This window comes from Mesosutterella multiformis (assembly GCF_003402575.1).
GTDB classification, from domain to species: domain Bacteria; phylum Pseudomonadota; class Gammaproteobacteria; order Burkholderiales; family Burkholderiaceae_F; genus Mesosutterella; species Mesosutterella multiformis.
The window spans coordinates 1,584,378-1,607,423 of the sequence record NZ_BGZJ01000001.1; the positions used below are offsets into that span (position 1 = coordinate 1,584,378).

The window sequence follows — 23,046 nt, forward strand, 5'->3', positions numbered from 1 at the left end:
TGAATTTGGATTGGGGTGTTTTTTTGTAATTTTTTAAACCAAAATCCTTACGTCGGCAGTTCGAAGGTGTTACGCACTCTGCTTTCGGGTTATGTCGGCATCCCACTTCGGAGATAAAAAAGAAATTCCCCTGGCACGCGCCAGAGAGAGTTTTCACGTTTGGAGATTTAGCGCAATGCAGACATTTACAACAATCGTTGCCATTGTCGCAGTGATCGGCGTCATCTGGGGTCTCATAAAGCGGTATGAAACCCGGCTGGTGCTGATTACCGGCGGCCTCGTCATGGCATTCCTGTCCTTTAAGCCGATGATTGCGTTCCATCAGTTCGATAAGTCAATGACGAACCCGAATCTGATCATCGCCATCTGCTCGGCCATGGGCTTTGCCGCGGTTGTGAAGCTTACCGGCTGCGATACGCATCTGGTTTCGCTTCTCACGAAGCCTCTGAAGAAACTGGGCCTGTTCCTTCTCCCGGCCTGTGGTCTTGTAACCGCTGTCGTCGCTGTTGCGCTCCCCAGTACGGCAGGCTGCTCCGCTGCTGTTGCTCCGACGCTAATTCCGATTCTCGTGCGTGCTGGCTTCAAGCCGGCGATCGCCGCGGCCATGATCATCGGCGGCGGTATCGCGACATCCCCGTTCCTGAATCCTGGTGTTTCTCATAACGCCTTTATCGCGAAAATGGCCGGCATGGATGTGATGCAGCTGATTGCTTTCTCCGCTCCCCGCACAGTGGGTCTTGGCATTCTCGCCATCATCCTGATGACAGTCGTCTGCGTGGTTTATAAGGACTACAACAAGAACCAGACAGAAGAGGAAATGGAAGCCAATCTGGCGCTTGGCGGTACTGCCGGCAACGCGTCATTGCCTGAGCATCCGAATGTTCTTAAGGCTATTGCTCCGCTTCTCCCGGTGGTGATCCTGGTTGTCGCCTCAATCTGGTTCAAGGACCTGAAGGTTTCGGTCGGCACGGCCATGCTGCTCGGTACGATCTATGTGTTCCTCGTGACCCGCGCGAATCCTGCTGAAATTTCGAAGAAGTTCTTCGACGGTATGGGTGAAGGTTACGCGAAGATCATGGGCATCATCATCGCGGCCGGTGTCTTTGCATCCGGTCTGACGGCTGCCGGTGTGGTCGGCGACCTTGTTGAATTCCTGAAGCACGCGCAGTCGGTCGCTAAGCTCGGCGGTTCTGTCGGCCCGTTCCTTCTCGGCCTGATTACCGGTTCCGGTGACGCCGCTGCCTTTGCGTTCAACGAAGCTGTGACGCCTCATGCCGCTGAATTCGGTATGTCGATTCCGTCCCTCGGTGTTCTCGCGGCCTTTGCCGGTGCCTTCGGCCGTCAGGCTTCCCCGCTTTGCGGCGGTCTGATTCTGGTTGCCGGTATCGCGGGTGTCAACCCGATGGATATCGTCCGCCGTACGGCTCCTGTGATGGTGATCCTGCTTGTCTGCCTCTACATCGTCTCCTGATGTATTGAAGCTTTCTGCCGGGGTCTGAGCCCCGGCAGAGGATCCAAAAAAGAAGCCCGGAAGTGTTAAATCTCCCGGGCTTTCGCTTGTTCTAGGGAACCGCATTTATGGAACGCGTTTGAAGATCAGTGAGGTATTGACGCCGCCGAACGCGAAATTGTTCGACGCGAAGCAGCTGATATCCAGGTTCCGGCCGCTCCCTGTGATGTGATCAAGCTCCGCGCAGGCCGGATCCGGGTGCACCAGATTCAGAGTCGGCGAGAACCATCCATCCCGCATCATCATAAGGGAGAGCCAGGCTTCCATCGCTCCGCAGGCCCCCAGCGTGTGGCCGAAATAGCTCTTCAGCGTCGACACCGGAACGTGGCTTCCATAGGCCGCGGCGGTCGCGAAGCTTTCCGCTTCGTCCCCCCGTGCAGTACCCGTACCGTGTGCGTTGACGTAGCCGATTTCGGACGCCGGCACTCCGGCTGACTCGAGCGCCATCCTGAGGCAGGCTTCCATCGTGATCCGATTCGGACTCGTTATATGCGTCGCGTCGCAGTTTGTCGCGAACCCGGCCACTTCACCGAGGATCGTGGCGCCGCGGGCTTTCGCGTGCTCATACTCCTCAAGCACGAGAGCCGCGCCCCCTTCACCGATCACAAGACCGTCACGGTCTTTATCAAACGGAGATGGTGTGAGTTCAGGAGTCTCGTTTTTGGTGCTGGCGGCGAAAAGCGCGTCAAACGCCGCAGTGTCCGCGGGGGAAAGCTCCTCCGCGCCGCCCGCGATCATGAGGTCTGCCTGACCGTAGCGGATTGCTTCAGCAGCGTACCCAATCGCCTGGCTTCCGGAAGTGCAGGCGGACGATGTCGGAATGACGCGGCCTGTGATCCCGAAAAAGAGACTCACATTCACGGCCGCCGTATGCGGCATCATGCGGACATACGTGGTGCCGTTTACGAAATTCGTGTCATGCTGCAGCAGCATGCCGCCAAACTCCATGACACCGTCCAGACTTCCGCAGCAGGAGCCGAAAGCAACACCCATACGGCCTGAAGAGAGCACCGGGTCATTGATGAGACCGGCTGACTCGAGCGCGAATTCGGAGGATCGGACCGCGAGTTTCGAAACACGGCCCATCGAGCGGGTCTTTTTCCTCGTATAGGTGTCCGGAAGCGTGAAATCCTCAACCGGGGCCGCTATCCGGGCATTCAGTCCCTTATAGACATCCCAGTCTGTCATCCGCCTGACAGCGTTCCGGCAGAGCTGCAGACGCGGTTTGATCTCGTCCCAGCTGTTCCCGAAGGCGGTGACTCCGCCAGCCCCCGTAACGACTACCCGTCTCTCTTTCATGCGAGGCCTCCATCGACCGCGATGACCTGCCGCGTCACGTAACTCGCCCCCGGTGACATAAGGAAGCGGATGACTGACGCCACTTCTTCCGGTTTCCCGGCGCGCTTCATCGGGATCATGCCGGTGATCGCTTTGAGTGCTGTTTCATCCATCTTCGTCATATCGGTGTCAATAAGACCCGGCGCCACAGCGTTCACGGTAATTTTCCGTTTGGCGAGCTCAAGAGCGAGTGACTTCGCAGCCGCGATGAGACCGCCCTTCGCCGCGCTGTAGTTTGTCTGACCGCGGTTTCCTATGAGCCCTGAGACGCTTGAAATCACGACAATACGGCCGCCGTCCCGAAGGCCGATCATCGGCATCACGCAGGGCTTCAGAACGTTATTAAACGAATTGAGATCGGTATTGATGACATCAAACCAGTCGCTGTCAGTCATCCCGGGGAACGCCGCGTCGCGCGTGATGCCGGCTGAATGCACGATACCCCAGTAGGCGCCGTGATGCTCAATATCCGCTTCAATCGCTGAGCGGCTCGCAGCTGGATCTGCGGCGTCAAAGACGACCGTCCAGGCGTCTGCCCCTTTTGAACGGAGTTCCTCCGCCAGCGCCTCAGCCCGCTCAGGGTGCGAGGACGCATGAAGCGCCACCCTGAAGCCGTCAGACGAAAGCGCTTCCGCGGTCGCCCGACCAATGCCGCCGGACGCCCCAAGAATAAGGACCGATCTACCAGAGGCCTCTGTCATCAGGCAGCCTTTCCGCCGAAAAGCTCGCGGTACTCTTTGTTGCTCGGCTGATAGACCGAGACGCGGCCCGTCGCGATCAGCGTGTCGCCATCCTTCATTTCACCCGCGAAAGAACCAATCGGTCCTTCATACACTTCGCGGTGCATCGTGATGCGGAAAGTCTTTCCTTCCGGAATCACCGGAACCTCAATCTTCAGATTGCGGGCCGAGAGGAGATAGCCGATCGGGGCATCCTTCTCATCCTCAGGCTTATCCGACTTGTCCTGCTGACGCCAGTAACCCGCCCAGGCACCCACCGCCTGCGCCATCATTTCGATGCAGAGCGTTTCAGGGAGCCGGCCGTCCGGACGGCGGAAGGGTTCAAGGATCTTGGAATCCGCCTCAGCAATCACGTCATCCTCGGTGAATTCAAGGATGCGGGACACGAGAAGCATCGGAGGACGCTGGGGCAAAAAGAGTTCCGGTTTCCCCGGATTAAGAATCTGAGACATCGTCAATCTGTTCCTAGAATCAAAGCCGCGTTGCTGCCGCCAAACGCGAAATTACAGCTCATCATAAGGGAGCCTGAGACGGCGGTAAATCGGCTCACAAGTGAAATTGGGGGTAATGCGGGGTCCGCAGGGACAGAGTCCGGGAGCTGAGGCGGAAGCACGGACCCCGGATTCTGAAGAAGAAGCGCGATCAGCGCGGCTTCTGCGGCTCCCGCGGCGCCGAGTGTGTGCCCGGTCAGGTTTTTGGTGGAGCTCGCGGTCACCCGGTCGCCAAACACCCGGTAAACGGCTTTTGCTTCCATCGAGTCATTGAGTTTTGTTCCTGTCCCGTGGAGGTTCAGGTAATCAATTGCGTCAGGCGTGACGCCTGCCATCTGAAGCGCTTCGCGGATCGCAGCTTCTGCTCCTTCTCCCTCTGGGTCAGGAGCCGACATGTGGTGAGCGTCTGACGATTCACCGAATCCCCGGACCGCGATCGGGCCCGGTTCCCGGCTGAGCCAGAGAAGCGCAGCCGCCTCTCCGATCGCGATCCCGTCCCGGATCCCGGAGAACGGAAGACAGCGGGTGTGGGAAAGCGCCTGCAGCGCGTCAAAACCGTTGATCGGAAGCTTCGCGAGGGTGTCGGCACCGCCCACGATAGCGGCGTCAATCATGCCGGCTTCAAGAAGCCTCACTCCTGAAATGATGGCCCGGATACTGCTCGTACAGGCGGTCGACACGGTGTACGCGGGTCCCGTAGTACTCAGCCAGGCGGAAAGGAATTCAGACGGGTCACCGAGCTCCTGCGCTTCACCGCGGAAATCAGGGTCGGGTTCCCCCTTTCTGAAACCGCGGATATAGCCCGCGAACTCTTCAGATCCCGACGTGCTGGTCCCGAGAATAATTCCGACACGGGAAGGATCCGAGCGGTCCAGCAGTTCCCGGAAACGGGGTTCCGAATTAAAGACCGACATCAGGGCGCGGTTATTCCGGCTCTGATGCTTTGCGAGATTCTCTGGAACCGCCGGTAAGTCTCCCGTCATATGACCGAAAGCGAGCGGTTCTCCTGAAAGAAGCCAGTGACTGTCAGGCGTAAATCCGGGGGCCTCATTTTTCCCGAGATTCGCGAGAATGTCCTGAGGCCTGGCCCCAAGCGCGCAGTCAAGCGCCACAGCGTGGATATAGACCATCAGACACTCTCCTCTTTCCGGTCAAGCCGAAGGATGAGAGGCGACGCGAGGAACGCCGTGAAGACACCGGCCGCGAGAACGAGTCCGAAGTTTGAAATCGCCGCCGTGCCGCTGAAAACGAGAATACCGAGCGAAATCATCGTGGTCACCATAGCGGTGAAAACCGCGAAGAGCGTCGAATCCGCTTCTTTCTGGAAGTTACCGAAGAAAAGCGAATAGTCGATCCCGATCCCAAGGACGAGAACGAGTGCGAAGAGCGAGAAGATGTTCACGGGGAGCCCCGCCCAGCCGAGCGAGGCGATCCCGCAGGCGACGGAGAGAATACAGGGGACGATGATGCCGGCGGCGCGCTTCAGACCGTACCGCCAGGCGTAAATTGCGAAGATCAGTGCGAGCGACGCGGCGAGCAGCGCCTCAATCATGGTCCGGACACCGGAGAACAGGTGATTCAGGTCCGCGCGGCGGTCCACCCAGACTGTGCCAGGGACAGAAGAGGCCGCTTTCTGAAGCGCGGCATCCGCTTTCGCGCTCCTGTCTCCCTGAACGGGGATCATAAGGGAAGTTTCTCCGACACCGCCCCCGCCACCGAGGACCAGCCGTCCCCAGTTGCTGCTCACAGAATCCCGGATCCAGACCGCGAAGGGAAGCGTCGGATTCTCGCTCTCAGGTTTCGCCGCAATCCCGGATTCCCGAAGCTTCGCGAGCACCGCGGGCGACGCCTTTTTGATGAGTTCCCAGTCAGACTGCTGAGTGGCCCGGGAGTTGAGCGGAATGAGTGTCGCGCCGGTAATCAGCCCCTCCTCCTTAAGCGCCGCAAGCTTTTCGCCAAGCGCGTCTTTTCTCTGAAGGGCTTCTTCCGGGGACGATCCTGTTACGACAAACCAGCGCTGCGTCATGTCGTTCCCCGTAAGTGTCCGGATAAGGTCTTCGTCCGCCTTCAGGTGGGAGGGCACCGTCTGCAGCGCGCCGATATCGTCATTCGTTCCCGCAAGCATCAGGCCGCCGGCGGCAAACACCGCGAGGCAGGCGAAAAGAATTGCGGGATAGCGATTCCGCCCGCCCCACACCGCGATATAGCGGCGAAGGAAGTTCCGCCCGATGAGGGGCTTACGCCGGAATCGCTTCGAGAGGAACGGGTACCAGGCGAAAACCGTGGCACAGGACGCCGCGAGCCCCGCGATACTGAAAACCCCGAGCTGGCGGAGCCCCGGGAACGGCGCGATAAGAAGCGCGGCGTATGCGAGACACGTTGTCCCAAGTGCCTGAAGCATCGTGGGGGAAAGTGTCTGCAGGGTATTGAAGGTTGAGACGCCCTCTTTCGCGGTCATCCGGGCCGTGAGGAAGTGTGTGGTGTAGTCCGTTGAAATGCCGATGAGGGAGAGACTCATCACGAGCGTCACCATGTGAATGCCGCCAAACGTAAGGAGCGTTGCCGCTGTGCCGGCCGCAGCGCCTACGGCGACGGAAAGCAGCGCGAGGAAGAAGGGAAGCGGTGACCGGTACGCGATCCCCAGCACGATAAAGAGAAGGATCGCGGAGACGGTGCCGAGTGTTGAGATGTCGTTTTTCGCCGAATCCCCTGCGAACCCTGAGTAGAAGATTGAGCCTTCGCTCGCGAACCGCACGTTCGGATAGGCGTCCTTCACGGCCTTCTGAGCCGCTTTCACTTTATCGAGGAACGGTCCGACAGAACCCGCGGAGGCAGTCCCCTTCTTCACTTCACCCGAAATAAAGCGCCAGGTGACGCCTTTATCATCTGTCGCCGTCAGCCAGCCGCCTGACGTGCTCATGCGGCTGGTGCCCGAATCAAAAAGTGTCGACCCCCGCATGAGAAGGAGGGGGTCGTTCTTGATTTCAGGGGCGGACACACCGGCAACCGGTGAATAAAGCTGCGAAAGCACCCATTCGGCTTCCGCGTCCTCTCCTTCCTTCAGTCTCGAACGGGTGTCGTAAGAAAGGAACGCCGCGCGGTTCTTAAAGAGGAAAGAGGCCGACTCCCGGCGTCTGACATCAGAAAGGCGCCCTGCGAGGCGCCGGAATTCCGGTATCGCCTTCAGTTTTTCAAAATAGAGTTCCGCCGCCCCTTCGCCTCCGGTGACCGCAAAAAGCATTTGCCGCGACATTTTGTCCGCAAGTCCGTTTGTCACGGATTTTGGGACCGCCCGGTAGGTTTCTTCCGGCAGCAGCTCCATCACGTCACTCGACACTTCAGCCTTCGGCACCGCGATGAGAAGGAACACCGCGATCACCGAAACGATGAAGAGCCAGAGAAACGCCCGGACTTTCGGGGAATCGAGAGCGTTCAGAACCGCCTTAGCGGCTGAGCCGTTCTTCGGCATCGGCGAGCCCCCCTTCGTTCACATGGACATCATCAAACCGGATCCGGGTCCGGTCTTTCGCGGGTGAGAGGAAAGAGACGCCCGTTACGGCGTCACCGCCCTTGATCGTGACGGTATCAAACGCCTGGCGGAGCGGATCGCGCGAAGGTTTAAGCGTCACGGTCCAACCCGATGCGGTTCCGCTGATCGAGGAAACCGTGAACCAGTTTCCGAGGGTCTTCGCGTCGGCTCCTGCGAGATTCCGCATGAGGCTAGCGAAAGCAAACGCCCGCGGCTGTGATTTCTTCGTGATGATTTCGGGTTTCGACTTCCCGCGCCGGATTTCGACCTGATCGTCCTTCACGAGGATTTCTTCAGCGAACGGTGATGTCTGTTCCCAGACAACCCCCTTCCCTTCGATGAGCGTCATCCTGCCCTTCGCGACGAGAGGTTTCGGGGCGCCTTTCAGATTTCTTTCTGACGTGAAATTCGCCTTGACCGTTTTGATCGCGGAGAGCTTCGTACTGATATCGTCAAGCGTAAGAGAGAGCGCCGGGGCACTCGCGAACGCAAGCGAAAGCGGTACAAAAATCAGAGTTTTAGCATTCATAAGATAAAGCTCTCCATTAATTCTTCCCGCGGCTGAAATCGCGTCCGGCACCCTGCCAGAAGTCATAAAAGTTGAACCATTCAAGCGGCGAATGGATCACTTCACGCTGAAGTCTTTCCGCGAAATCCAAAGCGTACCTGCGGATCGCGTCATTCCTCGACGCGCGGGGAAGCGTCACCCGGTCCGCGAGTTTCTCAAACGACACCCGGAACGCGTCTCCGTCGCGCGACGCGAAAAGCGTCCACACCTCGCAGCCGAGAAGCGACGCGAGCACCCAGGGTCCGGCCGGAAATTCGGCCGGGGTCCCGAGGAACGGGATCGTTACGGTTCTTATTGTCCTACGGTCAGACGTGACCGGCGTCCGGTCCGCCGCGATCGCGACCCAGGCACCGGACTGAATGGCGTCTGAGAGCTGCACTGCGGTTTCGGCCCCCATTTTATCAACCGGGACCACGTCAATCCGACTTTCAGGCGCCACGGTCCGCATGACGCGGGTGAAACCTTCGGCGTTCTTTTCGTAGAGGAGCGCGATGACCCGCGCTTCCACGTCCCGCTCCGCCACCGCGCGGCAGACCTCTGCCGCTCCGAAGTGCGACATGAGGACAAGTTTCCCGGGGGCGCCGGGAACTGGGGTCAAAGCGGCGCGCGCCTCATCTGTCATGAGCAGGTGAATACGGTGCTTCCTGTCCGGATCCCACGCTTCGAGCCTGTCGTACACCGAGAGCGCGAAGTGCCGGAAGTGACGGTAAGGCGTGAGGGGCTCAGAAGCCGGCGGGAGCCCCGCCTGTTTCCTCGCGGCCTTTACCCGCGCGAGATACCGGAGGCTCTCCTGCCGGGCCCCCTTCGCGAACGCCGCGTAGCAGGCAACGACCGGAGAAAGGGACACCTCAAACGCCCTCCTTCCCATCGTTTTGGAGATCCAGAGAAGGAGCCGGATCCAGCGGCTTCCCGGCTGCTCCGGGGTCTGATCCCAGGATCCGTCGCTACAGCCTGTCATGCGGTCTCCTCAGACGCGCGAGCCAGTGAAGAGGTGACTCCAGCACGAGTTTCGTATGCATCAGCGAAATCCGGACGTTATCCCGGAAGTAGTCGAAATTCGAGACTCCGCCCTCCGGATACCGGACCCGGGTCGGAATAAAACGGATCCGCTTCCCGTCCCAGAAGTAGCGCACCATGATTTCGGTGTCGAAATCCATCCGGCGGCCGATATGGTAGCTGCGGGCGAGCGTGAGGAACTCCTGCACGGGGTACACGCGGTACCCGCACATGCTGTCCCGGATTTCTGATGACAGTGTCTCGATCCAGACCCAGAAGTGAGTGATGTAGCGCCCGATCACGCGGCCCCGGGGCGCCGACTCGTCATACTGCGGGAGCCCCGAAATCAGTGCGTCCGGGTGACGCTTCGCGTCTTCGATCAGTTTCGGAGCGTCCGCGATATCGTGCTGCCCATCGGCGTCAATCTGAAGCGCGTGCGTGTAGCCCCCGAGACTCAGCGCCTCGATCCCAAAGGTCACCGCGGCGCCCTTCCCGGAATTCCGCGACCTGGGGAGATAACAGGTTCCCGGAACGGATCTCGTCGCCGCCAGGATGGCTTCGGACTCCTCAGGCGCATTCCCATCATCCACGACATAAGAGCGGATTCCGAGAGCACGGAGTGACTCGAGCACCCCTTTCAGGGTGTCCGCCTGGCGGTAACTGGGAATGACCGCGGCGAGACGGAATGGAGACTCCGTTACGCGGCCTTGCATAGCTTCAGGCGTCCGATCGACGCGAGACGCCATGAGCCGTTCCGATAGACCTGGTAATCGAACTTCACGTTCGCGCTGAACTCGGGGTCGAGCGACGCGAGCGTGAGGCGCACGGTGTCGCCCGGCGTCATCGGTGTCGTGAACTTCATCTGAACGACCTCTTTCAGGGCCGCGGGACCGGCAAACTGAGACGCGAACCGCGTCACGAGTTCCAGCTGCGCCACGCCCGGCAGAATCGGCTGCGCGTCGAAGTGTCCCTTGAACCAGCCCAGTTCCGGCTCAAGATCAAACGTGACGCTTACCTTGCCGTTCTCAAACGGCGTGCTTTCTTTGATTTTCGGGAGAAGTTCAGTAGTCATGGTTTCTTCAAATAGGCTTCGTACTGCATCCATATCGGTCTTGCCCTGCGTATTCTGCGGCAGAACGGCGAGAGAGCGCCAGAACCGCGGGACCGCGGCGGGTTTCAGGAGTTTCCGGAGTTCCCGCTCATACTGCCTCACGCGCGTCGGATCGTATTCGGGCGAGCGGCTCTGGTCAACCGCGATGCCGATCGCCTGCCGTCCCTTCAGGGTAACGGCGAGCGTGACCGTATGGAAATCATAGCGCCCCAGAACAGTCTTTTCGATTTCATCGAGGCTGACCCGCTCTTCCGCGATTTTCACAATCCGGTCGCGCCGCCCGAGAAGGCGGAACGTCCGGGGGCCGATTGGCTCGATCCTGTCGTCAAGCGACGCTTCACCGGTTTCCGTAAGCGGTGTGCGGATCCGTCCGTCCCTCGGGTCGCCAATAAAGGAGACTCCGGGCGCGAGTTCCGCGTCTCCCCTCCCCGCTTCGCGCGTAAAGGCGACAACACCGGTCTCGGTGCTCCCGTAGATTCCGGAAGCCGGAATTCCAAATATCTCTTTCACACGGGCACCGGCCTCCGACCCCAGCTTTCCGCCAGCGGAAAGGATAAAGCGGACTGCGTCATGCGGCACCGCGGGGTCGAGGTACCGAAGGAAGGTCGGAGAGGAAATAATAGCGGAGGGCACGGTAACTGACGCCAGGTCTTCCGGTACCTCAAGCCGCGGAACAATCCGCGTGAGGCCGAGCGCCATCGGAACCCAGACCGTAAAGGTGAGCCCGTAGAGATGCAGGGGATCGACGCTTGAGGCAACAGCGAGGCGCCGAAGGTCCGGGAAGATTTCGGACACCATCTCAGCCTCCCGATCGAGAAGACGCACGATTTTCCGCACAGGTTTCGGCTTTCCGGTGGTGCCGGACGTGAAAAGAAGGAGTTCCGCGTCGGGGCTGATCGGCGGGAGATCCATGGCTGCGTCACCTCCGTCCTCTGACGGAATGACAGCAGATCCAGCGGGTGCCGCGGCGCCTTCCGCGGCCCACACCGCGTCCGGGGCCGGCTCGAGAGAAGCGAGGCGGTTCCCGCCCGCGAGCACCGGTGTCCGGCGTGACGCGAGTGTCGCGATGAGTTCCGTGAGGAACTTCACCGGATCCCGCTCCGCGATCCCGACCGTGCGGCAAGGAACCACACTGAGGCGCGCCGCGAGCACCGAGACCCGGCGTCTGATTTCACTCCGGGTAATCGGTGTGTCCCGCAAGAGAAAGAGGACATCGTCCGGGCTTCCCCCATTCATCCAGTCTGATGTTTTAAGCAGCATGACGCATCACCCGGCGGCGGACAAGATATTCAATTCCCATCATGAGCCCGATCGCTCCGTAGCTCAGGCATCCATTCCAGAGAAGCCACGCGGCGCGGTTTCCGGAAAGCACGGTGGCCGCGGCGACGCCGCCGTTCGCGATAAAGAAGATGCACCAGGCGACGGTGACCTTACGGCAATAGCGGATTCCTGCGTCGGGGAGCGGTTCTTTTGATAGTTTCCGCGCGACCGCCTCGGCGACCGGGGTCCCGAAGAGCGACGCGGCAAACGCGAGAAGGAGAGCGAGATTCACAAACACCGGGTACCAGAACGCGAGCGAGGCCTCAGAAAGCAGGAGCCCCAGACCGCAGACCGCGGTGCCGATAACCGAAATGAGAAGCGCGGGGAGTGATGCTCCGCGGATCCCCTTTCTCAGAGTAAAGATCGCCTGAAACGCGAAGAGCGGGAGTCCTGCCGCGAGAAGGAGTGACATCCGGCCGAAACTCACCGCGGCAATCACGGCAAAAGGCCAGAGAAGCGAGAGCGCCTGCGCGGCCCGCTTCACTCCTTCGGCCGGAGTCATGCCGCTTTGTCGTCAGAAGTCAGCCGCACGAGCGTATCCACCACGTCCTGCACGGTTTTCACGTGCTGGAAGTCCTCGGGGCGGAACCGCTCGCCGGTTTTCTTCTGCATATGGACAATCAGATCAATCGCGTCGATTGAATCGAGTTCGAGGTCTTCGGCAAGCCTCGCCTCGGGCTTAATGGATTCAGGATCCGCTTCAAAGAGGTGAGCGAGCGTTTCCGCCACTTCCTGATAGAGCTCTTCCCGGGTCATTTTTTCCATGGCGGTCAGGCCTCCGGCTTCTGAGTGCGGATATAGTCCGCGAGCGTCTTCACGGACGCGAAGCGGCTGCGATTCTCTTCAGTCGTACCGGAAAGGTTCACGCCGAAACGCTTCTTCACGGCCATGCCGAGCTCAAGCGCGTCGATCGAATCTAGCCCCAGCCCCTCTTCCCCGAAGAGCGGCGTGTCATCCGCGATTTCTTCCGGCGACATGCCTTCAAGGTTAAGGGACTCAATAATGAGTGACCGGATCTGATTTTCAAGCGTTTCCATTGTGTGTCTTTCCGTTATTCCCAGCGGGCTCAGAGCTGAAGCGGAGGGAGGCGAAGATTTTCGCTGTGAGTGATCGGGCGGCGGCGGGCGCCGCTTCCGGATCCTCGAGCGGCTGAGGGGTCAGCCGTCCAACGTAGGAAAGCCGGATAATCGGTTTCCGCGGCGGAACAGCGTACCAGGGCGCTCCCTTTGTGAGCCAGGGGTCACTAGATTCTATCTGAATGACCTCAATCGGGGTATCGGTGCGGACCGCGATCTGAGCGGCTCCGCGGTGAAGAGTCGGTGTTATGCCGGGCTTCGTCCGGGTGCCTTCGGGGAAGATGAGGAGCACACCGCCCTTCGCGAGCCGCGCCTCCGCGTCCCGCACGAGATCCGAGGGATCTTCGCTGTTCACGATATAGTCCGCGGCGCGGACCACCCGCTTCAGGAAGAAGTTACCGGTGAGTGCCGATTTCACAATGCAGTCGGTCTCAGGAATGACGGACGCGATCAGCACGTAATCGATCAGTGTCGGATGATTCGCGACAAGAATGACGCCCTTCTTATCTTTAAGACACTGAATTCCAGCGGTGTCCGCTTCCATAACCCCCAGAAGATGGGTCAGGCGGAAGAAAAGCCTGAAGGACGCCGAAATCAGGCGGCGTGTCCGGAGAACAGAGGTTTCTTTTGAGTCTGTCGCCGCCCGGATCACCGGGAATGCCGTGAGTGAGAGCGTAAGCCCTCCGATCCCAAACACGGCCCAGCAGAAACCGGTCGCGAGGCGCCGGATCTGAAGCTTCAGGAACGAATCCGGTTCGCGGGTCATGCCGTGAACCTCCATTCGATGACCGTACGGCCGGCCGCGATGGTGATGGCAGGCACCTTCCTCAGATAGGCGCGGAGAAACAGAAGCGCGGGCGGAAGTGTTCCTTCAGAACAATCGGAAGCCGAAACGGGGACAAGCGAGACGGGACCACCTGACGCGAGAAGAACGGAAAGCGCGTAGGGGAAGGTCAGCAGATGATCGTGATACGCCGCCCGGGCTTCAGTCGGTCTCGCGTTTTCAAAAAACGTGAGAAGTACGGTTTTCTTTCCTGAGGCGAGCGCCGCGGCGGCTTCGGTCCAGCCGGCAAAGAATGTCCTCGGGCCGGCCGCGACAGAGGTCCCTGGCACTTTCCAGTGCTTCGCGATAAGAAGCGTGCCTTCCGCGGCGTTATGAACGGACATTGTGAAGTCAGTGGGTGACTCCGGGTCCCCGTCAGCAAGTCCCGTGAGAATCTTTTCGCAGCGGGGAAGTTCGGCATCGCGGCTCGCTGTCACAATAAAATCGGGGACCGTGCTTCCCGCCGCCGCGATGGAGCATTCAATTCCGGCCCGAGCGCCCGGTGAAAGACGCCGTGACGTCATCAGGGGGAGTGTCTTCGGGACGGTAAAAGGCGCGGCGGGGTCAATCGCAGCGTCGCTCTCCGCCCATGAAAGCCAGGACGCGGGATCCGCGAACCCAGGCGCTGCCGCGGTCCACGAGAGAATCGAGAACCCCCGTTCACTCATGACTTGTCACCCCGGGTGAGCGTGATCAGCGTGTGCCCAATGCCGAGTCCGTTTTCGACCGATTCGACTTCAAGCCCCGCGTCAAGCGCGAACCGTCTGAAGTCCGCTTCGGAATAGAACCGGCTGCAGCCATTCGCGATCGCGGTGAAATAGAGCGAAAACGCGGCGAGACACCGGTCCCCGATCGGGAACTTCTGATTCCCGATCAGCGGCTCCAGAATCAGAATCCGGCTTCCGGGTCTCATGGCGTTCCGGACTTTCTTCAGAATCCGTACGACATCGGCTTCACCGAAGCAGTCGAGAAACTGGCTCATCCACCAGATGTCGGGGTCGCCCGGGAGATTCGTACCCGACATCACGTCGTCCGGAAAACAGGCCACCCTGCTGCTGAGACCGGCTGCCGCGATATTGGCTGCCGCGGTTTCACACTGCTCCGGGAGGTCGACTATCCGGATCCGGATCGAGGGGTCCGCTTTCGCGAGCCGGATCGCCCACTTTCCGGTGTTTCCGCCGATATCGCAGAGCAGCGTCGGGTGAAGCGCGGTGACGCGGGATACCGTATCTGAAAAAGCGTTGTCAGAGAAAAATTGGTCGTACCCGAACCAGCTCTCGCGGGCGGGTTGAGAGAGCTCCCGGAGGTGCGGGTATAGCGTTCCGTCCCAGGGGCCAAGCGTGCTGAGGCCCGTGGGACGCCCTTCCCTGAGGGAGTCAGAGAGCCTCGCGACTCCGGGAATGCAGACATCCGCCGCGAAGTCAAAGTTGGCCTTCGTCATCGGGTCATTCAGGAGAAACCAGCCGGTTTTCGTGAGTGACGTTCTGCCGGACTCCGTTTTCAGGATTCCGGCGCCTTCAGCGGCGTTGAGGAGTACGCGGACTGCGTAGTCCGAAAGCCCTGAAACGGCTTTGATTTCCTCATCTGTCAGGCCCGGGTCTCCCGCTTTATCGAGAGCCGCGAGAATTCCAAAATCCCGGAGCGATCTCGCCGCCTCAAACTCAAACGGCGCGCAGGCAATTCTCTGCGCGTTGCAGATCGCGCTGAATGCGGACTCTTCGTCGCGTTTCTTCATACTGGCAAAGCCTCGGGTCTCGGAATAAACATGCAGGGGAAAGATTACCTGATTTTCGGTCGTGAATCACATGAAAAGGGCTTTCTCCCTAGAGGAAAAAGCCCTTTTGTGTTCCGATACGGATCAGTGATTGGGATTCGGATCCCCCGGGCCGCCCTGGCCATTAGGTCCTTTCTGACCATCAGGCGCGTTCCGGTTACCGGGCTGCGGGCCATTCGGCGCCTTGGGCGCGTTGCCCGGAGTGCCATTACTCGCGCGATTGGCGGGGCCGCCCGGCTGATTGCCGTAATGGTTGCCGGGATTATTCGGGCCGTTTACGGACCGGTTATTGGGATTCCCTGGGTTCTCACGGTAGCCGGGACCCTCGGGGCGGGGCTTCGGACCAGGTCCAGGACCAAAATCATCAGGCGGAATGACGCAGCCTGAGAGGAGAGCGGCTGGAAGCCCGGCCGCAAGCGTGAGCAGAGTTCTTCTTTTCATACGCACCTCATCAAGCGATTCAGAAGGTATCGCTGTAAGGCTATTGTAGAATCAGTTCTCCGTTATGGCTCGTGCCGCACACGGTATCCTTCTTTGGGGGTACCACTCGCCTCCCCTCGTTGCCGGAGTCACAAAAGACACCGCGGTTCCCGCTTTCACAAGGCGAAAAGAAGCGTTTAGACTCGAGCCACACTGATTCATTCATTTGTATTCCCCGTTCATCTGATGCATTTCGAAACTTGGCTCTCGTTTTTTGCCCTCTGCTGGGGGATCAGTCTCTCACCTGGTCCCGCGCAGCTCGCGTCGCTCTCCGCGGCTCTGAATTACGGCTGGAAGAAATGCGTTCCGCAGAGTCTCGGGCTGGGTCTGGGGGTTCTCGGCCTCGTTATGGTTGTCGGAGTTGGAATCGGGGCCATCCTTGCGGCGTCACCTTCCCTCTTCTTTATCATCCGGCTTCTTGGCTGCGCATACCTTGTCTGGCTCGGCATTTCGCTTCTTCGAGCGAAGGGGCACGCGGTCATCATCGAGGAGCACGAGGCAGCCCCCGAAAGAACCGGCTGGCAGCTTTTCCGGCAGGGGTTTCTCGTCAACATCACGAACCCGAAGGGACTGGTTTTCTTTATTTCGCTTCTGACCCCGTTCATCAATACCGACGCGCCGATCCTGCTTCAGTACTTTGAAATGGGTCTCACCTGCGGCTTTACGGATTTCTGCGTGATGACAGGCGTGTCGCTTGCCGCTGCCGCTGTTGCGAGCCGGATGAAGGGCGCACGGAACGTCACCCGGATGAATCGTGTTTTCGGAACGGTCTTCGTCCTCATCGGATGCGGACTCTTTTTCTTCAATCTCTAAATTTAGGCTAAGGCTTCAGAATCATGAAAATTTATCTCGTGCGCCATGGCGAAACGGACTGGAATAATGAAAAGCGCCTGCAGGGCTGGGCGGATATTTCGCTTAACGCGAAAGGCGTGAAAGAGGCTGAAGAGGTTGCGGAGAAACTGAAAAACGTTCACTTTGATGACGCTTTCTGCTCGGATCTGGAACGCGCGGAGGTGACCGCCGAAACGATTCTGAAGGGCCGCGATATTGAGGTTCAGATGGATCCCCGGCTCCGTGAGCTTGGGTTTGGACCGCTTGAAGGGACACTCTATAACGACGCGAGAACGGATGAATCCCAGCCGCTTCACGAACTTTTCGTTCATCCGGATAAATACGTCCCTGAATTCGGCGGTGAACCCCTTAACTATCTCTCGGCTCGCGCCGAGGCGTTCCAGCTTTCCACGCTGGATATGATCCAGGCAAAGAACCCGGACGCCACGATCCTGGTGGTCTCGCACGGAATCTTTATCCGCGACATGCTGACCCGGGTCGGCGGTTTCTCTTACGACGATTTCTGGAAGCTTCCCGTGGGGAACTGCTCCATCGCGGTGCTGTCTTACGACGGGAAGCAGCTGAAGATCGAGGAAATGGGTGAGAAAGTGACCGAGTGGCTGGTCTGATCAGCCGCGCACTTCTGCGTCAAACGCCGGCTTATTCGATAAGTCCGGCGTTTATTTTTTAATGACCCGCCGCGCGGCTTCCCGCCCCGCGATCCGCCCGAAAACCAGGCAGTCCGTGAAGGCCATTCCGCCCTCACGCTCCTTCCCTTCAATGCCGCCCGTGGTTTCACCGGCCGCGAAGAGCCCGGGGATCGGCAGCCCCGCGGTGTTCAGCGCTTCCGCTTTTGTGTTGATCCGGATCCCGCCGTTCGTGTAGTGAGGATCCTGGTACTCCACGCCGAAGTAGTACGGGGGCACCTTGATTTCCTGCGTGAAGATCGTCTTTCCGAAATCATCGTCGCGGCCCTTCCGGACAAAGCTGTTGTAGCGGGAAATCGTTTTCTTCAGCACCTCAGGATCAATATCCATGATGCGTGCCATTTCGTCGATATTCGCGGCCTTCCTCACCTGCCCTGTCATCAGCTTATGAGTCACCGTGGTGCCTTTGACTGACTGGGAATCCGTGATCACCCACATCGTGCCGCCCGGCTGATGCGAGAGCGCCTCGGTGAGTTTCGGGTGGCTGACCCCCTCATCCACGAACCGTTCGCCTTTCGAATTCACGAAGATATCGCCGCCCACGTATTCAAGCAGCCGGCCGCCCCGAAATGGAATGAATTCGATATAGGGCATTTCCGCAAGAGCCGCGCCGACCGCAGTTCCGAGCTGAATGCCGTCACCCGTGGCCCCGTCAAAATGCCGGCCGCCAGGGTTCGCGGATGAGTGCGTTCCGGGGTTTTTGATGTGGCTGTAACGCCGGATCATGTCGGGGTTCGCGGAAAAACCGCCTGTCGCAAGGACGACAGAGGGTGCGTAGAACCGCTCGACCCCCTCCGGGCCGCTCGCGGAAACCCCGGTGACCGCGCCGCCGGACCGCAGGAGCTGCACCACGCGGGTATTCAGGCGCACCTCCACATGAAGCGCTCTCGCCCGGCGGTTCAAAGCCCGGATATATTCGTAGCCGCCCCGGGTCGGGTGTGACGTGAGACCGCGGGGAAAGTTTGACGGATACGGAACGAAAACCCAGTCCCGGAAATGAACGCCCATGCCGCGAAGCCAGTCGATCGCGGGACCCGACTCGCGCGCCATGACGCGGATTAGGCTGAGATCCCCATCCCGGTCGCCCCACTCCCAGATCTGTTTCGCCATCAGTTCAGGCGAATCCTTGATATTGAAGACCTTCTGAAGCCGCGGATAAACCGCGCTCACTGTGCCGTCAGCGTAAATCGCGTGCCCACCAATCATTGGTCCCTTCTCAAGCACCAGAACGCGTTTCGCGCCGTTCTCCGCTGCGGACACCGCAGCCGCAAGCCCGGCGATGCCGGCTCCGACAACAATGACGTCAAAGCGCCCGGACACGGCCGCGTTCACCCGAATGACCGGAAGGAGCGCGGCAAGGCTGATCAGCGTGCGGCGGGTCAGTTTCTTCATGAGGCATCTCCTTTCGGCCCAGTCTTTTCTTCAGTGTCGCGTGGTTTTGACTCCACCATATCAATCCGCATTTCCGCGGTGAGCCCTGTGTCGTCATTCCGCCTGAAGCTGAGGCTCGCCCCATGGCGGTCCGCGATGTCCCGCACAATGGCGAGTCCCAGGCCGAGCCCCTCAGGTTTCACGCTTTCCTCAATTTCTGTGAGTTTCTCAAGCACCGCATCTGTCACCACGGGGCCGTTATCCCGGACCTGGAACACGGCTTTGCCGCCATCCCGCCTGAGTGTCACGCGGATCAGGGGATCAGCCACATCCTTTACGGCGTCCCCGGCATTTCGGATGAGGTTAAGCGTCAGGAGCTCGAGTTCCAGTTCATGCCCCATCACGCGGATCCCCGGTTCAATTGCGTCTGAGACCGCAACCGGCGTCAGCGCGTTTCGGGTAAAGGTCCGGATCGCCTTATGCGAAACGTCTGAAAGATCGAGTTCTGTGAGCGGCCCTTCTTCATGCTTCGCGTAGGCGCGGACCCGGTCCACGATCGCGTTCGCGCGGGTAGCCTCCGTTTTAATGGACTTTACGGCGAACCCCGTCTGCTCTGGGGTTGAGCGGCCCATCTTCGCAAGCTGCGCGAGGCCGTTCGCGTAATTAAGGATTGAGGCAAGCGGCTGCTTCAGTTCGTGCGCGATCATGGAGGAGAGCTGCGATATGACGCCGGATCGCTCAAGCCGCGAAAGCCGCTCACGGCTTCGCTTCGCCTCATCCTCCGCCGCTTCCTTTTCTTTCAATGCGGTGGAGAGTTCAGATGTCCGTTTCTTCACAAGATAGTGAAGCCGCAGTTCATACGCGATCAGAAGGAGGAAGAGCGCGATGATCGGGATGATGATTTCCTGATTCCGCTTCCAGATGCCGTATGGCGTCATGTCGTTCAGATAGGCGTACGGCCCGATCATGAGCGCTTTATAGAGGTGATCCACCGCGAGGTAGTCAGAAGCCACGCTCCAGTCCCAGCTGCGGTTCCCTGGCGGCATCGTGAGGAGCGCGACGGTGACATCGCGCACGAGGTCCGGCTTCGCGCCGGCGACCGAGGCAAAAACCGCGTCCGGATACAGGTCTGTGCTCCGGCGGCAGGTGTAAGCGCTCGGGTGCGGATCCGCCTTTTCATTAATGACGCGGAGCGCCCCCTTCTCGATCCAGCCATCGCTCTCCAGCGTTTCCAGCGCGCAGGTCGTGAGAATTCCGACATCCGAAGTCCCCGCAAGGACATCCGTCACCACGTCCGGGAGCTGATAAATCACGAAGTCCTGCTTTCCGAAGAAGTCCCGCCAGTTGAATCCCGATTTCGCGATCTCTCCCATCGCGACCTGCCAGCCGCTGAAGTCGTTCTTCTGACTCGCGACGACGGATTTCCCTTTAAGGTCAGCGAGAGTCTTCAGATCCTTGCGGTCACTTCTCACCACAAACACCGCGCCGACACTCCGGGCGGGGTCTGCGACACCTGCCTGACGGCGGGTCGCGATGTGCCGGGCGCCGACCGTCCGTTCAAGTGTGCTGTAGACACCGGCAGACGACACAAAGAAATCAACACCGCTCGACTTCACGGCATCCTCCGGGTTGGAGGCCGCGATCACGTCGAGCTCAAACCGGTAGCGCGGAAGCTTCGCCTGGATCACGGCAAGTGTCGGATCCACCGTTTCGTTCACGAAACTCGTGCCGAACGTGTCGAAAACACCGATTTTCACGACAGGTCGGCTGTCCGGAATCGGAAGGTTCTGAAGTCCCGCGGCTCCCGCAGGCATCAGAAAAGCCGGGGCCAAAAGAAGACCCAGAAAAGCGATTCTGTATCTTTCTAGGCGTCTCCCCGGCTTCATGATGGTCAATCCCTGTCGATTACTTCTTCGGATGGAAATTCTTTGCGCTATGCGCGTCGTCATACGCCGACATGATGAAGTGAAGCTCGACACTTTCCATCAGGCTGCCGAACATCCGGGAGATGAACCCCGGCCGTTCATTCACTTCCTCTGGCTTGATCGGTTCGCCCTTCTTCATAGCGGCGAGCACGAGGTAGACCGGGAGCGACACAGAGCGTGTCGCGCCGTCAGGCCAGGTGAGTTCAAGCGACGTTGAGTTGATTTTCCACTTATCGCTCACGCCGAGCAAACGGAATTTGATAAGAAGTTCGGCGTCACTGTATCCAAGCGCCTTTTCAGCCTTGATACGGAAGGGGTCGTTTGGCTTTCGCTTGTCGGAGAGCGTCTTCAGAGCGTTCGTTCTGAAGTCATCAATCGACTTCGTGGCGCACGTGTAATGCACCCAGCGGTGTCCCTGAGGGTCCTTATAGGCATCCCAGTTCGTGTCCTTGCAGTCCGGATAAAAGTCGAGAACCCGGCCAACGGTGAAGAAAGAGTGATTTTCCTCAATCACCGTATCCTTCACGGCCCGGATGTCCGGGTTGAGGGACGAGCAGCCGGCAAGCGTCAGAGCGGCGAGCGCCGCGATCACCGAGGTCCGGAAGGAGAGGAGTTTGCGTTCCATGAGAAAAAATGAAGAGCGGAAAAAGAGAGATTCTGAATCTTTTCTTCCGCTCTGGCAGACGTGAATTTGTGACGTCTTGAAACAGGCAACGTTCAGGCGTCGAGTGAATTCCAGAAATCTTCTGTAAATTCAGTGAGTTCCTCTCGGGTCACTTTGCCGCCCAGCGCATAGTAGTCGTACTCAACGCCGAAGTCCTTGCCGGAAATCCCGGTTTCGGTGAAACCGGCGTTCTTAAAGAAGTCGAGCCGCTTCTGGCGGGCTTTCTTCTTATCCTCAGAAATGGTGCGGGCTACGTCAAGGACAATGCGGTTTCCCTTATGGGCATCAAGAAGCAGGCTGAAAATCACGGTTTCCGCGTCTTTCGGGCAATCCTTGAAGGCAATGTACGGAATGTAAGTGATGTCGCCTTTCGTATAGGCGTAAGAAAGCCCGAGGATTTTGCGTGAATCGGTCAGATATGCGGTCAGAGCGGATTCACCCTCTTCGGGCTGGGCCATAAGCGAGCGGAAAGGCGCTCTCTGGGCCGAGGTAAAGGACTCTTTATAAAGCGCCTTTACCTTCTTCCAGTCTTCCAGCGATTTGTCAACCGAAACAGCCGAAATCTTCAGCGGCTTCTCTTCTTTTGCAGCCATAAAACCTGTGTCCTCGAAAATAGGGTACTTAGCATAACAGAATTGAGATATTTCTGAATATGCTTAGGCCTTTGCGAGTGATTCCCAGAACCCTTTGATGATGTCCATCTGTGTTCCAGGAGGAACGGGACGGCGGCGTGTGAGGAGCTCAAAATCGACACCGCAGTCGATCGCGTGAATACCGGTATCTATCCAGCCGTTTCTCGCGTAAAAACGAAGACGGCGGGTCCGGGCGGCATATTCCGGCGTTGCCGCGATCGGCCGCTCAACTCCGAGGCACCAGAGTGTCTCGGTATTCTCCGCGGTCACGCGGCGGAGAATCTCAGTCCCCAGCCCCTGGCCCCGGAGCGCCCCGCTGATCGCGAGGTACGCGAGATACGTCCGGTCCGCGTCTTCCGGCACTTTCGTGGTGTAGGTAAACCCCGCAAACTGCTGATCAAGGAACCAGAGATCAAGCCAGGAACGGGCGGGATCGGCCGCCGCGAAGCGAAGGAGCTGCTCAATCGGGAACTGCTCACCGGGTGGGAACGCCTCCTGCATGCAGAGGTTTGCTGCCGCGATGTCTGATTCCGTGAGCGGGTAAGCCGCGATTCCTGAACGTTTGTTCGTCAGTCCCTTTAAATCCGTCATCCTTTCCTCAATGAAACTCTGGCAATAACGTTTTCATTTTAACGGATCGGTACGGCCGGCCCTTTTCCGATGGTTTGTCGTCTGGCCACCGCCGTGCTTAAACTCACAGAACCCGATAAAGGAAATGGGTAGGAGAAGAAAATCTCATGAGCGCAAGAAAAGACCGTGAGAACTGGGAACGGTTCCGTGATGACTGGGAAAATAACCGGATTGTTGTACATGTGGATCCGTTTAAGGCGATGGATGCCTGGAAAAACGGCGTTACGCATACGCTCGCGCCTATGGTCTGGTTTTTCGGGCTCCTTTGTATTCCGGCCTCTTTGATCCTTGCCTTCTTCTTTTTTTGGTGGGTGATTCCGCTTGGGCTGATCGCTTTTCTCGCCTGCCACTTTATATCCCAGCATCTGCACGCGAAGGCTATGACCCGCGCGATGCTCGAGGATGAGGCTTTCTTCCTTCAGTCTGACCGGAACGGCTGGGTGAAGATCGTAAGGGTGCTCTAGCGATGGTCGGATTCAGGAACAAGGGATTCAAACTTCTTCCCCTGCTCCTGGCAGGCTGCATTCTGA

The 23,046-nt window shown here is 59.0% G+C and carries 25 protein-coding genes; 4 read left to right on the forward strand and 21 right to left on the reverse strand.

The window, feature by feature from the left end:
- Positions 1-175 precede the first annotated feature (175 nt).
- Positions 176-1,471, forward strand: coding sequence for a C4-dicarboxylate transporter DcuC (gene dcuC, locus M4NBBH2_RS07265; RefSeq protein ID WP_116270314.1), 1,296 nt, complete (start codon positions 176-178; stop codon positions 1,469-1,471).
- 105 nt (positions 1,472-1,576) lie between these two features.
- Here dcuC and M4NBBH2_RS07270 read toward each other — a convergent pair whose 3' ends face one another.
- The 16 genes from M4NBBH2_RS07270 to M4NBBH2_RS11695 form a co-directional block, all read right to left on the reverse strand.
- A complete protein-coding gene (locus M4NBBH2_RS07270; protein WP_116270315.1) occupies positions 1,577-2,809 on the reverse strand; it encodes a beta-ketoacyl-ACP synthase in 1,233 nt (410 codons plus the stop codon).
- The gene (gene fabG / locus M4NBBH2_RS07275; protein ID WP_116270316.1) at positions 2,806-3,549 is read right to left on the reverse strand and encodes a 3-oxoacyl-ACP reductase FabG; all 744 of its coding nucleotides are present in this window, start codon (positions 3,547-3,549) and stop codon (positions 2,806-2,808) included. The genes M4NBBH2_RS07270 and fabG overlap by 4 nt, the downstream gene beginning before the upstream one ends.
- Complete coding sequence (locus M4NBBH2_RS07280; protein WP_116270317.1) at positions 3,549-4,040, reverse strand: hotdog family protein; 492 nt, start codon at positions 4,038-4,040, stop codon at positions 3,549-3,551. Before M4NBBH2_RS07280 ends, fabG begins: the two co-directional genes overlap by 1 nt.
- Before the next feature lie 2 nt (positions 4,041-4,042).
- A complete protein-coding gene (locus M4NBBH2_RS07285; protein ID WP_116270318.1) occupies positions 4,043-5,209 on the reverse strand; it encodes a beta-ketoacyl-ACP synthase in 1,167 nt (388 codons plus the stop codon).
- Positions 5,209-7,548 (reverse strand): MMPL family transporter, encoded by a 2,340-nt coding sequence (locus M4NBBH2_RS07290; protein WP_116270319.1) that lies wholly within the window; start codon positions 7,546-7,548, stop codon positions 5,209-5,211. The genes M4NBBH2_RS07285 and M4NBBH2_RS07290 overlap by 1 nt, the downstream gene beginning before the upstream one ends.
- On the reverse strand, positions 7,523-8,137 hold the full coding sequence (locus tag M4NBBH2_RS07295) for an outer membrane lipoprotein carrier protein LolA (RefSeq protein ID WP_160117874.1): 615 nt from the start codon (positions 8,135-8,137) through the stop codon (positions 7,523-7,525). Before M4NBBH2_RS07295 ends, M4NBBH2_RS07290 begins: the two co-directional genes overlap by 26 nt.
- A gap of 16 nt (positions 8,138-8,153) precedes the next feature.
- Positions 8,154-9,134, reverse strand: a complete 981-nt coding sequence (locus M4NBBH2_RS07300) for a lysophospholipid acyltransferase family protein (protein ID WP_116270321.1) — start codon at positions 9,132-9,134, stop codon at positions 8,154-8,156.
- Positions 9,121-9,918, reverse strand: coding sequence for a glycosyltransferase family 2 protein (locus M4NBBH2_RS07305; RefSeq protein ID WP_116270322.1), 798 nt, complete (start codon positions 9,916-9,918; stop codon positions 9,121-9,123). Before M4NBBH2_RS07305 ends, M4NBBH2_RS07300 begins: the two co-directional genes overlap by 14 nt.
- Positions 9,870-11,543 (reverse strand): ApeI family dehydratase, encoded by a 1,674-nt coding sequence (locus M4NBBH2_RS07310; RefSeq protein ID WP_116270323.1) that lies wholly within the window; start codon positions 11,541-11,543, stop codon positions 9,870-9,872. The genes M4NBBH2_RS07305 and M4NBBH2_RS07310 overlap by 49 nt, the downstream gene beginning before the upstream one ends.
- Complete coding sequence (locus M4NBBH2_RS07315) at positions 11,533-12,105, reverse strand: COG4648 family protein (RefSeq protein ID WP_116270324.1); 573 nt, start codon at positions 12,103-12,105, stop codon at positions 11,533-11,535. The genes M4NBBH2_RS07310 and M4NBBH2_RS07315 overlap by 11 nt, the downstream gene beginning before the upstream one ends.
- Positions 12,102-12,368, reverse strand: coding sequence for an acyl carrier protein (locus M4NBBH2_RS07320; protein WP_306307593.1), 267 nt, complete (start codon positions 12,366-12,368; stop codon positions 12,102-12,104). Before M4NBBH2_RS07320 ends, M4NBBH2_RS07315 begins: the two co-directional genes overlap by 4 nt.
- Before the next feature lie 5 nt (positions 12,369-12,373).
- Entirely contained in the window at positions 12,374-12,640 is a 267-nt protein-coding gene (locus tag M4NBBH2_RS07325; protein WP_022443972.1) for a phosphopantetheine-binding protein, read from the reverse strand.
- Positions 12,627-13,445 carry a lysophospholipid acyltransferase family protein gene (locus M4NBBH2_RS07330; RefSeq protein WP_160117873.1) on the reverse strand — a complete coding sequence of 273 codons (819 nt, stop codon included), beginning with the start codon at positions 13,443-13,445 and terminating at the stop codon, positions 12,627-12,629. The genes M4NBBH2_RS07325 and M4NBBH2_RS07330 overlap by 14 nt, the downstream gene beginning before the upstream one ends.
- Positions 13,442-14,170, reverse strand: coding sequence for a beta-ketoacyl synthase chain length factor (locus tag M4NBBH2_RS07335; RefSeq protein ID WP_116270326.1), 729 nt, complete (start codon positions 14,168-14,170; stop codon positions 13,442-13,444). The genes M4NBBH2_RS07330 and M4NBBH2_RS07335 overlap by 4 nt, the downstream gene beginning before the upstream one ends.
- Entirely contained in the window at positions 14,167-15,237 is a 1,071-nt protein-coding gene (locus M4NBBH2_RS07340) for a methyltransferase (RefSeq protein ID WP_116270327.1), read from the reverse strand. Before M4NBBH2_RS07340 ends, M4NBBH2_RS07335 begins: the two co-directional genes overlap by 4 nt.
- Positions 15,238-15,360: 123 nt before the next feature.
- Positions 15,361-15,717 carry a hypothetical protein gene (locus M4NBBH2_RS11695; RefSeq protein ID WP_124944651.1) on the reverse strand — a complete coding sequence of 119 codons (357 nt, stop codon included), beginning with the start codon at positions 15,715-15,717 and terminating at the stop codon, positions 15,361-15,363.
- Positions 15,718-15,942: 225 nt separating this feature from the next.
- On the opposite strand from M4NBBH2_RS11695, the gene M4NBBH2_RS07350 reads away from it, so the two are divergent.
- Together M4NBBH2_RS07350 and M4NBBH2_RS07355 are read left to right on the forward strand one after the other, a co-directional pair.
- Positions 15,943-16,569 (forward strand): LysE family translocator, encoded by a 627-nt coding sequence (locus tag M4NBBH2_RS07350; RefSeq protein ID WP_116270329.1) that lies wholly within the window; start codon positions 15,943-15,945, stop codon positions 16,567-16,569.
- A 23-nt stretch (positions 16,570-16,592) separates the two neighbouring features.
- Positions 16,593-17,216 carry a histidine phosphatase family protein gene (locus M4NBBH2_RS07355; RefSeq protein ID WP_116270330.1) on the forward strand — a complete coding sequence of 208 codons (624 nt, stop codon included), beginning with the start codon at positions 16,593-16,595 and terminating at the stop codon, positions 17,214-17,216.
- A 51-nt stretch (positions 17,217-17,267) separates the two neighbouring features.
- On the opposite strand, the gene M4NBBH2_RS07360 is transcribed toward M4NBBH2_RS07355, so the two are convergent.
- The 5 genes from M4NBBH2_RS07360 to M4NBBH2_RS07380 all read right to left on the reverse strand — a co-directional run bounded on the left by M4NBBH2_RS07360 (position 17,268) and on the right by M4NBBH2_RS07380 (position 22,477).
- A complete protein-coding gene (locus tag M4NBBH2_RS07360; protein WP_116270331.1) occupies positions 17,268-18,686 on the reverse strand; it encodes an FAD-dependent oxidoreductase in 1,419 nt (472 codons plus the stop codon).
- Positions 18,683-20,422, reverse strand: a complete 1,740-nt coding sequence (locus M4NBBH2_RS07365; protein ID WP_170135116.1) for a sensor histidine kinase — start codon at positions 20,420-20,422, stop codon at positions 18,683-18,685. The genes M4NBBH2_RS07360 and M4NBBH2_RS07365 overlap by 4 nt, the downstream gene beginning before the upstream one ends.
- Before the next feature lie 148 nt (positions 20,423-20,570).
- Complete coding sequence (locus tag M4NBBH2_RS07370) at positions 20,571-21,215, reverse strand: hypothetical protein (protein WP_116270333.1); 645 nt, start codon at positions 21,213-21,215, stop codon at positions 20,571-20,573.
- Between the two features lie 92 nt (positions 21,216-21,307).
- Entirely contained in the window at positions 21,308-21,847 is a 540-nt protein-coding gene (locus tag M4NBBH2_RS07375) for a hypothetical protein (protein ID WP_116270334.1), read from the reverse strand.
- Positions 21,848-21,910: 63 nt separating this feature from the next.
- Positions 21,911-22,477 (reverse strand): GNAT family N-acetyltransferase, encoded by a 567-nt coding sequence (locus tag M4NBBH2_RS07380; protein ID WP_116270335.1) that lies wholly within the window; start codon positions 22,475-22,477, stop codon positions 21,911-21,913.
- Between the two features lie 146 nt (positions 22,478-22,623).
- Here M4NBBH2_RS07380 and M4NBBH2_RS07385 point away from each other — a divergent pair, with 146 nt between their 5' ends.
- On the forward strand, positions 22,624-22,980 hold the full coding sequence (locus M4NBBH2_RS07385) for a hypothetical protein (RefSeq protein WP_116270336.1): 357 nt from the start codon (positions 22,624-22,626) through the stop codon (positions 22,978-22,980).
- Positions 22,981-23,046: the final 66 nt, after the last annotated feature.